Source organism: Halobacillus seohaensis, assembly GCF_042663045.1.
GTDB lineage: Bacteria > Bacillota > Bacilli > Bacillales > Halobacillaceae > Halobacillus_A > Halobacillus_A seohaensis.
Genome location: NZ_JBHSZV010000013.1, coordinates 1 through 12585, shown reverse-complemented (window position 1 = coordinate 12585; position 12585 = coordinate 1). Strand labels below are relative to the sequence as shown.

General features: G+C 38.7%; 15 protein-coding genes. 13 read left to right on the top strand and 2 right to left on the bottom strand.

Annotation, left to right across the window (positions count from 1 at the left end; all coding sequences use genetic code 11):
• Positions 1–148: 148 nt before the first annotated feature.
• Positions 149–766: an ImmA/IrrE family metallo-endopeptidase gene (locus tag ACFQIC_RS04545; protein WP_204707725.1), complete on the bottom strand. Its 618-nt coding sequence runs from the start codon at positions 764–766 to the stop codon at positions 149–151.
• Positions 756–1112, bottom strand: coding sequence for a helix-turn-helix transcriptional regulator (locus ACFQIC_RS04540; protein ID WP_390216965.1), 357 nt, complete (start codon positions 1110–1112; stop codon positions 756–758). Before ACFQIC_RS04540 ends, ACFQIC_RS04545 begins: the two co-directional genes overlap by 11 nt.
• A gap of 227 nt (positions 1113–1339) precedes the next feature.
• Between ACFQIC_RS04540 and ACFQIC_RS04535 the strand changes: the two genes are divergently transcribed.
• The 13 genes from ACFQIC_RS04535 to ACFQIC_RS04475 all read left to right on the top strand — a co-directional run.
• Positions 1340–1540 carry a helix-turn-helix domain-containing protein gene (locus ACFQIC_RS04535; RefSeq protein ID WP_204707723.1) on the top strand — a complete coding sequence of 67 codons (201 nt, stop codon included), beginning with the start codon at positions 1340–1342 and terminating at the stop codon, positions 1538–1540.
• Positions 1541–1747: 207 nt separating this feature from the next.
• Positions 1748–2029, top strand: a complete 282-nt coding sequence (locus tag ACFQIC_RS04530) for a group-specific protein (protein ID WP_204707721.1) — start codon at positions 1748–1750, stop codon at positions 2027–2029.
• A gap of 355 nt (positions 2030–2384) precedes the next feature.
• A complete protein-coding gene (locus ACFQIC_RS04525; RefSeq protein ID WP_204707719.1) occupies positions 2385–3419 on the top strand; it encodes a DnaD domain-containing protein in 1035 nt (344 codons plus the stop codon).
• Between the two features lie 42 nt (positions 3420–3461).
• The gene (locus ACFQIC_RS04520; protein ID WP_204707718.1) at positions 3462–3695 is read left to right on the top strand and encodes a hypothetical protein; all 234 of its coding nucleotides are present in this window, start codon (positions 3462–3464) and stop codon (positions 3693–3695) included.
• Between the two features lie 434 nt (positions 3696–4129).
• Positions 4130–4567 carry a hypothetical protein gene (locus ACFQIC_RS04515; protein ID WP_204707716.1) on the top strand — a complete coding sequence of 146 codons (438 nt, stop codon included), beginning with the start codon at positions 4130–4132 and terminating at the stop codon, positions 4565–4567.
• Positions 4568–4631: 64 nt separating this feature from the next.
• A complete protein-coding gene (locus ACFQIC_RS04510; RefSeq protein ID WP_204707714.1) occupies positions 4632–4826 on the top strand; it encodes a hypothetical protein in 195 nt (64 codons plus the stop codon).
• Between the two features lie 16 nt (positions 4827–4842).
• A complete protein-coding gene (locus tag ACFQIC_RS04505; RefSeq protein ID WP_204707712.1) occupies positions 4843–5106 on the top strand; it encodes a hypothetical protein in 264 nt (87 codons plus the stop codon).
• A 15-nt stretch (positions 5107–5121) separates the two neighbouring features.
• Positions 5122–6231 (top strand): hypothetical protein, encoded by a 1110-nt coding sequence (locus ACFQIC_RS04500; protein WP_204707710.1) that lies wholly within the window; start codon positions 5122–5124, stop codon positions 6229–6231.
• A 12-nt stretch (positions 6232–6243) separates the two neighbouring features.
• The gene (locus ACFQIC_RS04495; protein ID WP_204708014.1) at positions 6244–8790 is read left to right on the top strand and encodes a VirD4-like conjugal transfer protein, CD1115 family; all 2547 of its coding nucleotides are present in this window, start codon (positions 6244–6246) and stop codon (positions 8788–8790) included.
• A gap of 20 nt (positions 8791–8810) precedes the next feature.
• Positions 8811–10439 (top strand): pLS20_p028 family conjugation system transmembrane protein, encoded by a 1629-nt coding sequence (locus ACFQIC_RS04490; protein ID WP_204707708.1) that lies wholly within the window; start codon positions 8811–8813, stop codon positions 10437–10439.
• Positions 10440–10477: 38 nt separating this feature from the next.
• Positions 10478–10801, top strand: coding sequence for a DUF5592 family protein (locus ACFQIC_RS04485; RefSeq protein WP_204707706.1), 324 nt, complete (start codon positions 10478–10480; stop codon positions 10799–10801).
• Positions 10782–11441 carry a hypothetical protein gene (locus ACFQIC_RS04480; protein ID WP_204707704.1) on the top strand — a complete coding sequence of 220 codons (660 nt, stop codon included), beginning with the start codon at positions 10782–10784 and terminating at the stop codon, positions 11439–11441. The genes ACFQIC_RS04485 and ACFQIC_RS04480 overlap by 20 nt, the downstream gene beginning before the upstream one ends.
• A 6-nt stretch (positions 11442–11447) precedes the next feature.
• Positions 11448–12585: VirB4 family type IV secretion system protein (locus tag ACFQIC_RS04475; RefSeq protein WP_390216964.1), on the top strand; the 1138-nt coding region annotated here is incomplete at its 3' end.

The window sequence follows — 12585 nt, the reverse complement described above, 5'->3', positions numbered from 1 at the left end:
ACATATATTTGCTTTAATATGTTTGTCAACATCAAGTGATTGTAAATCAATACAGTACTCTCCCTAAATCTTTTTGTAAAAACGTACTTTGATCTACACAAGATAAAATACTCTTATTGACAAAAACAGGCCCACAGTTATTACTGGTCTAACCGTGTAAGACTTCGTGGATAAAGGATTTGTATTTCGATACTAGTCTCCTATCAGAAATATCAAATTCCTTTTTCACTTTTTTGAATGTTGTTTCTCTGTAATATGAGGCCTTTGATGATACATCACAAATTTTCTTTATATTGTGAGCTGATGTAATACCACTTTCTTTAAGAACGGCAAAAGGTGTTAAGACTTCAGCGGCAAAAGTATCTGCTTCTACCTCTAACACTTTATACTCCTCTTTAAATAGACCACCTCTATTAATAGCTGTTTTCTCGTATTCAATAAGGTGATTTAAAACAATATGACCTATTTCGTGTGTTGCTGTCCAACGCACGCGTGATTTAGGAACGATTGTATCATCGTATACAGTTATATAGATGTTTCCCCCTCTGGTGATTGAAGTTCTTGCTTCAGCACCAGTCTTTTTTAATTTTAAAGGGTCGTTACTACCTAATATTGATTTAGCCTCACTCCAGGTGAACAGTAGCCATCCCTGATCCCGATATACCTGAAAAGGGTCTACAGGGAAACTGGTGAAACTAGTGTTATTGAGTAAGAATTTTTTTGCTTTTGAACGACTGTAATTAAATCGAGGTTTTTTAGGAATCATCTTTCTTTTTACTTCTCGCATATCTAATCAACGCCTCCACATGAGTTGCAATATGATCGTAGTCGGAATCGTCAAGGTCTTTAGCTCTAGCTAGACTATCAATGATTTGTTTAGATTTAGGGTTTAAATCGTCTTCCTCTGTGGGATCTTCTAATAGCTTTTGAAGTGAAACATTAAGTGAACTAGCAATCGATCTTAAGGTATCTATACTAGGGTTATATCTTTCATTTTCAATGTCTCCCAAATAAGATCTTGATAAATTGGCCTTTTCTGCTAACTGAGACTGGGTGTAGCCAGCTTCTTTCCTAAAATACTTAATGTTATTTTTCTTGGAAATTTTAATCACCTCCTTTGACTTTTAAAAGTCGGTATATCCGACTCTACAGATCAGTATAACCAAAAAAGTACGGATATACAATGTTCGTTTGACGTATAAACCAGGAATAAGTAGATATAAGACGTAAATACAAGCATTAAACTGAAAATTCAGCTAAATAATCTGTAGTGATCATTCATCAGACTTTACAACATGACGGAAATACAAGTATATTATTGCCAAGGAGGTAGAAAAATATGGATAGAGAAAAAATTGGTGATGTTTTGAGAGTAGCGAGAACGGGTTTAAACCTCACTCAGTCGGAACTATCAGGGCTAGTAGGGATTTCCAGAAACTATATATCAGATATAGAGAACGGCAGATACACACCTAGTTTTGAAACGCTAATAAAAGTGACCAATCAACTGGAAATAGACCTAAACACATTAACAAGTTAGAAATTACAACGGGAGAGAGTTAACTCTTTAAAATATGGGTGATTCGTGGGTTCTTAAAAGAAAGGGGGATAACTGAAAAGCTATCTTAGGAAATGACTAAAACATAATATGGTTTACGGTTGTATGTCGACTAGAGAGTTAGGTAGTTGCAGTTTCTCAGATAAAACCATAAAGGAAAAGAAAAATCTAAGCGAGAGTAGGTGAAATATGCTAAGTGTTCATGTCAACGATCAGGAAGTCAAAGCAATGTTAAAAAGGGAGATTGAGGAAACGGTCAATAACCTTGATACCGAGTTGGTTTTTTGGGATACCAATGAGTTGAAAAGGAGAACATGTATGAGTTGGAACACCATTAAGGAACGATTCTTTTTTGATGAACGTTTTCCGAAAGTAAAGGTTGGTGGTAAATACTATTTTCCGGCTCAGAAAACAAAAGAATTTTTGATTACGTGGCTAGATGAACAAGAAGCAATATTTCGTGATTATTAACTCGTAACTTGGAAGGGGGAATGAAGAATAATCGAGTGCCCAGGCAATTTGGAAGTCAAGAGCGAGAACACTCAAGTGCAAGGAAAGAAAAATACAACCAGGATTTACTATTTTATTTAGAAATATAATGCCCATACTTAGCGCTTGACTCGAGTAAATAGGTAAAAATCTAGAGTTTATGCATTTTATGGAAATTCAATACATTAAACGGTCTGCAAGAGATATGCTGATGTGGTGAACGATTCAACTCTTTACTTGTCTACTCTATGTGAACTAAAAACAAAAGGGTATGTGACCTGATAGAGCAAAAGGAGGTAATTATAAATGTTATTTACTGAAGTAAGGAGGGACATATATGCAAGGATGGGTAAAGCTTCATCGTAAGATTCTTCATAGTGAAATATTTGATAATGAGAAGATGCTGAAGATATTTATTTACTGCTTAACAAAATCAAGTCATAAACAAGCAGAAGCAAGAGTTGGAAGACAAAAGGTTCAATTGAAACCAGGTGAATTTATATTTGGGAGGAAGAAAGCTGCATCTGAGTTAAACATGAATGAATCGACCGTTCGAGATTATCTGAAAATCTTACAGGAAGATGGTGTGATTACTACTTATTCCACCAACAAATATAGTGTTATATCCGTTGATAATTGGGCGATCTATCAGTCTAATGAAGAACAATACGACAACAAAGAGACAACAAATAACCAACAAAAAGACAGCACTTTACCATCAGAAGGACAGCAAAAAGACACATACAAGAATGAACAAGAACTTAAAGAAGTTAAGAATGTAAAAGAATATATAACTACCTCTACTATTTCTGGACAAGCAAATAGTGAGGCCATTCAATTTTATCAAAATAACTTTGGTGTGATCCGACCACAAATTTCTGAAGAAATCATATCTTGGATAGAGGAAATTGGAGATTTATTGACTATGGAAGCTATGAAACGCTCCGTGGACCGTAATAAACTAAGCTGGGGCTATGTGAAGAGCATTCTTCAGTCATGGGTCCACAAAGGAATTCAAACAATTGATCAGGCAAAGGCTGAAGAAGTGGAATATAAAAAAAATCAGCAGCAGAATCGCAGAGATTCGTTTTCCAAGCGTTCAAATAACCAAGAGATCTTGCCGGAGTGGTTTAAAACACGTGAACAGCAATCAAAAGATAAAGATCCAAAGAAACAGCCAAGTCTTGAGGAAGTAGCTAGAATTATAGATTTGGGGATCAAGTTAAAGAAGGCTCCGGAATATATTCTGGACGTGAATCGGTATGGATATGACTTATCTAGTAAGGACATTAAAGCGATTCATGAAGGATCGATTTCGGCGATAGAAGCCTTACAGTCTAAATCAGAACTAAGGGTAGTAGGGGATCCATAAAACCACTTAGATGTTACTAAATCCATATAGGGAGGTTATTTTATGAAGAATTCAAAAAAACACTTTGCTTTTTATGACATTTCTTCTAAAGCTGACAGCATAAAAACCTTTGAAGGGAAAAGGTATGATGTTCATGGTCTTTGGGCTGTTGATAGAAAAGGCCATGTTGAAAAATTGGCAAACGTTTATTATCGTATTCGAACCGTGAAAGATGAACATTTTAGGACGATTGCCAAACGTCGAAATCCTAATAGTGACCTACAACAAGTGGTATAAGATTTAACGATTCTAAGACGTGCTTAAACAGCACACTTTTGATCTTTGAAAATCACATATCTATGCTAGGAAAGGTCGCAGAACATTCCTAGTGGTCGAGTATCGTTCGATGCGTGTTACGTGAAACGCATCTAGTGACCTGGTAAGCGTTGTATCAATGATGGCGGGCTTGTTGAAGGTGAGGTTAATTACCGAAGAAACTTTCAAAAGTAGACTTAGATACATAAAGTTCTTCGTATATGCTAGAAACGTTGTACATTGTAGAGCATCATGTTTAACATGATGCAGTCTGCATAAGGTTGATTGTATCTAGCCATAAACAATCTCTAATAATATACACGCGCGACGGATATTATACCCTGCCAAAATGTGGATTTTTGTTTGAGTAGGTGTTAGAATCGTTATACAAAGCGACTCTAGAGGGGAATGATCTGATGAAAAGACGTTGGATCGGTGGTTTGGCTGGATTAATATTGATTTTTATCCTTGCAGGTTGTGGAACTCAGGGAGTTACAGGTCAAGTCGAGTCTTTATCACCAGATGAAATTAAAAAGCACATCGAAGATAAAAAGACAGCTTATATATTGCTTAATAACACTGAAGATGAAGAAGAGAGAAAAGATAATATAGAACTAGTTGAAGAAAAAACTGATTCAATGAATATAAAAGAAATAAATGCTAAGTCGAAGGAGATGATTGATAATAACTTAAAGCCTGAAGAATTAGGTTTAAAGGATATTCAATTTCAAACTCTAGGAATGTATAAAGATGGAACTTTAAAAGAGTATGTCTCCTTAAGAAGTGTTGACTATCCATCTGATGATGAAAAAGAGAAAGCAATTCAAGAATTTATTAATGAGACAGCATCCTAAGCGAAGTGATCTAAAAAGATCGCTTCTTTTTTTATGTCTAAATTCCTTTGAGGGAGGTGATAAAGTGGGAGCTAAAAACCGTGAACTCAAACAATCCAAAGATCTTGTTCAAACACTTTTAACCATTCAAGACCTTTCTTATAACGATTGGTTACACGAAAAACACCAGGAATACATTAAAGAAAATCAAGCCTTTGTAATGAAATCACTCATGCATTACAAAGGCTTGAATGATGTAAAAGAAAACAAACATTACTAAAAGGAGAGTATGTGTGATGGGGATTTTAGAGGGTTATGCCCTATTGTCAGCAATTAGTAACTTACAATCAACAGGAGCTTCTATCCTGACCGCGATGCAGCTACTTGGTATTATTTCAGCAGCTATCGCTTTCGGGATCGGAGCCTACCACCTTATATGGGGAGGCGTTCGAGGGCGTCAAAGTTCCATTGTTTGGTTTATAGGAGGTGCAGTCGGCCTTGTAGTTTTGATGGGTGCCACAGCCATTGCCGAATACATTGACAACCAGGTGATCTTTTAAAGGAGCGATGTAGGAATGAAAGTATTATTTACCTCAAAATTAGAAGGAGAGATTACTAGTTTTCATCCTTACTCTTTTCATGAAGTAGTAGAAAAAACAGCCGAGCTGGACGCGAAATGGAAGAAGAAAAACACTGAGCCGGTCGCTCTAGACTTTATGGTTTCTAACGAAGAGGGCGATAAACTGTATAACGGAACCTATATTGTAGGGGCGGGAGAAACTACTAACATCTATGATCATATATGCCAGAAGCTTATACAGATCCCCATGAAGGATCAACAACAAGAGACGGAACGCGATATTATCCTACAAAAACTAACGTCCCATACACCCACGTCTTATCAAATAGACCTGACGGAATTATCGAGAGAGGATACAGACAACTCCTACTGGTGGAAGTCGTATAGCAAGCGGGGAAAGATAATCACGGTTTCTCTGGTTAGCTTGGGTGTAGTGGCTATCATTACATCCATTGCTTTAGCTATGATAATGATTAACCAATCGCAAGCATTGAAAGAGAGAAGTCAGGAACTGAACGAGGTGAAAACCATAAAACATGGATATGAAATGGCTATGACTGGGGAAAAAAGTGAAGCGATTGGGAAGTTGCAAGACAAAGAAAGTCTTAGCAAGATGGAACAAGAAGCGTTGATTCATTTTCTTGTGTCGAACAGGAACTATGAAGAAGCTGTGAATCAGTTAGGAAAGGGAAGAGTGTCCTTCCTATCTAGTCAGGTGATGCAAATACATGGAATCGATGAACTGGAAAAATTTCAAGAAAACTACCCGAGCCCATCTGGTGCGTTTGAACTGGCGTATCACAAAAAAGATTACGAAAAAGCGTTAGACGTGGAAGATGTACCTATGACGCAAGAACGTTATAAAGAAAAAGGGTGGGCCTATTTAAAACTCAATCAAACAGAGGAAGCGAAAAAAATGGCTAGCGAAGCCAAAAGTGATGAGTTGAATGATGAAATTAACCAATATGAAGAACTGAAATTACGACTGACCAAGCTTAATAACCAAATAGAAACCGAGAAAAAGTCAGACGATAAGGACCAGAATAAAATCAATTCATTAGAGGAGAAGAAAGAATCCTTAGAGAAAGAACAAAATAACTTTTAAGGGAGTTGATCCATTTTGAAAACGATCGCAAAAAAGCAGGTGCTTATACCATTAAGCATCTGTTTTTTTACGGCGACGATGCTAATAGCCACATTTATGTTGAATGTTGTTTTTGCTATGTGGGATACGGTTCAAACATTCCCTGATTTTAGTAAACCTTTGATTATTCAAGCGTCTTATTTTACAGACCTTCAATTGAAAGAGTATCCGTGGTTTTATAGCATCGTCGTTTTTATCGGTCTGCTGGGTGTCGCGCACATGGTCTATAAACTGCAAAGCAACTTTAAACAAATTGGAACGGATGAAAAAGGTTCACAGCGTTTCGCAACACGCAAGGAAATTCAACAACAATACAAAGCCATCCCTGATCGGAAACATACTTACCAAGGTCAGGGTGGCCCTGTATTAGCTCGTAAGGGAGAGAAAGCTTTTATTGATCCTTCGCCCGTAAATAATTTAATTATCGGTACGACACGAAGTGGGAAAGGTCAAACCTATGTGATTCCCACCATCGATGCTTATTCTCGTGCTGAGGAGCAGCCCTCTTTAGTCATTAACGATCCCAAAGGGGAGTTATTCGCTTCCAGTCGCGAAACCCTTGAGAATCGAGGGTATGAAGTTGATGTTCTCAATTTAATGAATCCAATGCAAAGCATGAGCTTTAATTTACTAGAGCTTGTCAAACAATCCTATCAAGATGGCGATTTTTCCACGGCCCAAACATTGTGTGAAACGATTACCCATATGCTCTATCACAACCCACAAGCGAAAGAGCCGATGTGGGATGATTCAGCCAAATCTCTCGTGAACGCCATGATTCTTGCTATTACGGAAAAAAGCATCACAGAAGGAACGGAAGAAAAAATCACCATGTACACTGTCGCCAATATGTTGTCTGAACTAGGAACAAAAAATGAAGTGGATGAAAAGGGACAAGAGTACAATGCTTTGGATGAGTATTTTCAGGAGTTGCCTCAATCACATGTCGCCAAAGAACAGTATGCGACGAGCAACTTTTCCAAAGGAAATACACGATCTAGTATTTTTACGACGGCCATGAATGGATTAACGAAATTTACGATGAGTGAAACGGCCAAGATGACAGCGAAAAATTCATTGGATTTGAAAAAAGTGGGCTTTGGTCAATCCGTTAAAGGTCGAGGGACTCCATTTTCGAAAGTATTTGTTACGTTTCCCGACGGTATAACAGAAACGAATCAATCTGGGGAGAGTGGCACCTGGACAATTAACTTTTCCTCAAAGTTGAAAGAGGGAGACATCCTAACTATTGTGCAAGATCAAGAGCCTTTATCCGCGAAACAAAGATGGAAACAAATGAAAGACCAAAGGAAATACCATGAAGAAAAACAAAGGAGTCAATTATTTATTCAAGTGAAGGAAGTCCATGAAGAATCCGGAGAGGTTTACTTTTCCACTTCCCCAGATTTTTTAAGTGATCTTACTGTGGAAAGGGTTTGCTACTTTACCAAACCCATTGCCCTCTTTATGGTTACCCCGGATTATGACACTTCGACGCACGCAATCCCGTCGATCTTTGTTAGTCAGCTGTACTACGTGTTATCGAAGAACGCATCGATTGCCAAAGGGCAGAAATGTTTGCGTGAAGTCGTCTTTATGTTGGATGAATTCGGGAACATGCCAGGAATTGCTGATATGAATAATAAAATAACGGTCTGTCTCGGAAGAAACATTCGTTTTCACCTGGTTGTTCAATCCTATGCTCAATTGAAGGACTTGTATGGGGAAGACGGTCAAGCGACCATCCGTGGAAACTGTGGAAATGAAATTTACATCTTAAGTGCCGATTATGATTCGGCCTCCTATTTTTCTTCTAAGCTAGGTAAACAAACGTTAAATACGCAAACACGTTCGGGATCCACCTTTTCGTTAGATAAATCCAAGACGGAGAGTACAGAAGGGCGAGATCTCTTCACAGCTAATGAACTCCAGGAATTGGATGAAGGGGATTCAGTAGTTCGGCGTGTATTGATGCGTCGTGACAAGAAGGGACGAAAGATCCGAGCATTTCCCATCTACAACACTGGAAAACACAGTATGAAATATGCTCATACGTATCTGAATCATCATTTTGACACCAGTCGATCCATCACCGAAGAAGAAATTGACACGCCACACCGCCATATTGATCCGAAGGATTTAGTTATGGACTTTCAAGATGTTTCTCAACTAATAAATGAGAAGGAAAACAAGCTGGATTCTCAAACTCTTCCATCGGAAGATGGATCTATCAAGAATCCAGTCTTTGATAAGGAAACATGGAAACAACAGAAAGTGGGGCAATTTTTTGATAAGAGTACCCTTGATATGATTAAACAGCAAATTGCTCCTCTTCTAGAGCATAGTGAGGAAGAAATGAATAAGGAGCTTATGGAGTCTTTTCTATACACTCTTCAACTTCTTGGAGAGGGGCAGGAGATTAGTCGACAAGTGTATAACCATATTCGTAAACAGATCGATAGATTAAGAGAGGAACAAGAGATGATGAATTCAGAGGAAGCAGGGGAAGCCTTTGCATAGGTTATTTAAGGAGGGGAAACATGTCAGATGAAGAGCTTTTAGAAAAACTATTGCAGTTTTCCGATCTACTGACAACTAACAACATATTTATATCGGGCTTACGTATTATGGGGTGGGGCATTCTATTATTCTTGAAAATGATTGTTGATAGCTTAGAAGGATTGGTGAACAACGTGTTGACGTTGACGGATTTCTTTATGAGTGCACCAGTTCAAAGCTTCCTCAATACGATTCAACCGGTACTCTATATATTGCTTGCTTTTTCACTAGCCATGATTGGATTTCGATTGATCTTCAATAAAGAGAAGAACCGTGCTGATATTCCTATGAACCTTTTCATTTCCATTATGACTATTTCTCTTTTAACTTTTGGAATGGGACAAGTCAATAAGTTCACAGAAGAGGCAGTGGATGTGGCTCAGGTCGACACCGAATCCTTTACAACCTCTGATCGAGTGATGAAGGACTATATTACGGATGTTGCAATCTATGATGAACACCAGTGGGAAACCCCAGATGTGAAAGAACAACACCACGTCAGTCCGACCAATATTGATAAAATATCAATTAATGAGACCATCACTAGAGAATTTGAGAAAGCAAACGGTAATCAATTATCATCCGAAGGAAAAGAGATAATTATGAATAAAGTTGGGATAGAATCGAACGGAGAAGAAGGTTTAGTCGAGTTGGGCAAAAGTGGACTGTTTGATTTCTTACCGGAAAATTATTACCGATGGCATGTCGATTGGTTTACGGCTATCGTAACGCTTGGTGTAATGGCTTTTACAATGGTCCTAATCTCCATTAAGATAGCCAAACTTTGTTTTGAACTGGGCTTTAATCATATTGTGGCGCTCATTATGGCTTATGTAGATATATCTACCGGACAACGTTTGAAAATGATTATTAAAAACATCGGAAGTATATTTGCTTCGCTGATTATGATTTTCTTAAGTTTACGCGTGTATATGTTTTACACGACATTCATAAGCGAGAATTTAGAGGGGATTGGTTATTTAGTTGCTCTTATTGCTGGGAGTTTAGCTGTGATTGATGGACCGAACATTGTCCAGAAACTCTTTGGTATTGATGCTGGACTGAAAAACGCTTGGCATGTAGCAATGGGAGGTTATCTAGCTTCTAAAACGCTGGGACCACCTGCTAAGAAAGCTGCTGGTGCTATAGCTAGTGGAGGGACAAGTGCCGTGATGAATACGGGAGCAGGTGCTGCTGGTGCTGTTGCCGGCATGGCTGGAGGTAAAGGGAAGTCACAGGGGTCAGAACAAAACAAACAATCACCTAGCCCTACTAAAAGCGACATGAATCAAGGGAAGAAACAACAAAGGCAAGAGCCGAGTCCTATGCAGTCTATGAAAGGAGATAGCCAACCTCCTAAAACAGAGAAGCAAGATACGGAACAGGGACAACAGTCAAGTCAATCTTCTTCTCTCCATAATGGCCAAGAGCAAATGCCGAACCAGCACCGCGCGGAACAGCGAACCATCGGAAAATACCTGAAAGATCGGACGAAGAATCGTCTGGATCATAACCCTAAGGTTCAAGGTGCCAAACGGACCTACGATTTATCACGCAATACTACTGAAAACCGTAATAGCAAAATGAAGCAACGCGAACGAAGGTCTTAACTTTGTTCGCGTTTTTGTTTTGGAAAGGAGAGATGACCTTGCACTATAAAGTCCCGTCTGAAATTGGAAGTGAACTTAAGATCAATCGTCTGTTTTACCTTACAGATTTACTTGTTGTATTAATTCTGGGAGGTGTTGGTTTTACCTTCCGTTATGTCGTTCACCCCTCTTTGGTATGGTACTACGCCATCTTTTGGGTTGTGTTGATGGTGTCCTGGTTGATCCGTCCAAAGACGAATCCGAAATTACGCATGGCTAGAGCATTGATGTTAGCTGTCTCTCGGAACCGGATTACTTATTGCGCGATGGACACGGAGGAAAAAGAGAAAGGGGCGTCTGAAAATGACTTTAAACCAAGGTAGTGGGCCTGTGTTTTCTGAAGATCATGAAGCACAACAAGCTCTTTTTGAGGAACAATCATCTACAAAACGAAAAAGAAAATGCAAAGGGTCGAAGCCACGTAAGAAAAAACGAACGATGGCCAAATCTTCTGTGGCAGATATCCTTTCTATTCGTGAGATGACGGCTGACGGTTCCTTTGAACTTCAAGAAAATAAGGGATATTTGGATGTGATGCAGCTGCAAAGCAAAGACATTTATTCACCTTCTACCCGGGAAACAGAATACGACATCATGATGATGGCTAAATTCTTTCAATCGTACGCTCATGATATCAAAATCGTTTCGATGAATTTCCCGGTAGATATGCAAAAGCAATTGGACGCCGTTAATTATAAGATTTCTCAGAATACAGCCCCTTTATATGAACGATTTTTACTAAAAAAACGTCATGAATTGGAGTTTTTAGAAACCCATCGAACGAACCGAGAGTTTTATTTATATATTTATGCTGCAAGTTTTAAACAGTTATCGGAATACCGCAATAATTGTCGAAGATATCTAGGACGAGTTGCACCCATGATTGAATTAACCGATGAAAAGAAATTGGGTTTGCTGTATAAGCTTCACAATCAGAATTCTAAATTGGAAAAGAGGGGGTAAGGGACGTTGTTTTCATTTTTAAAACCAAAAACAGATGAAGAGAAAACGAAGGCAAGGGGATACAATCCGTATTTACTAGCTCATGTACAACCACAAGGAGGGTTAAACTTTCAAGAGTCCTTCATTCAAAAAGGAGACGGTTATGAAGCATGCGTCCATGTGTATTCTTTTCCGAAGAACGTATCGGACTTTTGGTTAGAGCCCATTTTCAACATGGAGAATGTGATTACGACGATGGATATTGTATCAGATGATCGGTACAAAGTACGTGATGGCTTAAATAAAGGCATGGCCGAACAAAGCTCTCGTATCATCAATGAAAAAGATAACGCTGGGATTATCGACGCCCAAAACAATTACGATGATTTGAGAGAACTTTATAACCAAGTATCTGAGGAAGGAGAAATCATTAAGCGTGTGCATCTCCGGCATTACGTTAGCGCTCGAACGAAAGCTGAATTAGAAGATAAAGTGAAAGAAGTCTTATCGACCTTGGAAGATGAAAACTTTCGAGGATCCATCTTCTTAAATGAACAGGAGTATGAATGGCAAGCGCTTCTATCTAGTTATGGTGACCAATCTACCTATCGTAACAAACGGGAGGGACAACCGATTCCGGCTTTAGGATTAGCCGGTGGTTTTCCTTTCCATTTTACGAGTTTAAACGATCCCTATGGCACCTTTTATGGCACCACGCTGACAGGAGGTAATGTTGTTTTTGATTTGTTTCACCGTGATCAGCAGCGAAAAAGTTTTAATGGAGTGATGGTCGGTGCCATGGGTGCAGGGAAATCAACGACACTCAAGAAAATTATGCTAGATAACGCGATTAAAGGCTATAAAGTGCGAACGTTTGATGTAACAGGAGAGTTTGCGGAGTTGACGGAGGCCTTAGGTGGAAAACAAATTGCCCTAGATGGATCTGATGGAGTCATTAATCCCTTGCAAGTCTATCAAACGGCTGAAGACGAGTACACGTCATTTACACAGCACTTATCTAAACTAACCACATTCTATAGATTCTTAGCTCCGGAAGCTAATGATAGTGAACTAAAAGAGTATGAGAATCTCTTACGTAAGCTCTATGAAAAACTAGATCTTTGGAAAGATGGAGAGCCATCGAATATTACCGATCAGTCAGTTC

What these genes read in the sequence shown, in the direction of transcription:
- ACFQIC_RS04545 (WP_204707725.1), bottom strand. Translation starts at nt 766, where the DNA reads ATGATTCCTAAAAAACCTCGATTTAATTACAGTCGTTCAAAAGCAAAA.
- ACFQIC_RS04535 (WP_204707723.1), top strand. Translation starts at nt 1,340, where the DNA reads ATGGATAGAGAAAAAATTGGTGATGTTTTGAGAGTAGCGAGAACGGGT.
- ACFQIC_RS04530 (WP_204707721.1), top strand. Translation starts at nt 1,748, where the DNA reads ATGCTAAGTGTTCATGTCAACGATCAGGAAGTCAAAGCAATGTTAAAA.
- ACFQIC_RS04525 (WP_204707719.1), top strand. Translation starts at nt 2,385, where the DNA reads ATGCAAGGATGGGTAAAGCTTCATCGTAAGATTCTTCATAGTGAAATA.
- ACFQIC_RS04520 (WP_204707718.1), top strand. Translation starts at nt 3,462, where the DNA reads ATGAAGAATTCAAAAAAACACTTTGCTTTTTATGACATTTCTTCTAAA.
- ACFQIC_RS04515 (WP_204707716.1), top strand. Translation starts at nt 4,130, where the DNA reads ATGAAAAGACGTTGGATCGGTGGTTTGGCTGGATTAATATTGATTTTT.
- ACFQIC_RS04505 (WP_204707712.1), top strand. Translation starts at nt 4,843, where the DNA reads ATGGGGATTTTAGAGGGTTATGCCCTATTGTCAGCAATTAGTAACTTA.
- ACFQIC_RS04500 (WP_204707710.1), top strand. Translation starts at nt 5,122, where the DNA reads ATGAAAGTATTATTTACCTCAAAATTAGAAGGAGAGATTACTAGTTTT.
- ACFQIC_RS04490 (WP_204707708.1), top strand. Translation starts at nt 8,811, where the DNA reads ATGTCAGATGAAGAGCTTTTAGAAAAACTATTGCAGTTTTCCGATCTA.
- ACFQIC_RS04480 (WP_204707704.1), top strand. Translation starts at nt 10,782, where the DNA reads ATGACTTTAAACCAAGGTAGTGGGCCTGTGTTTTCTGAAGATCATGAA.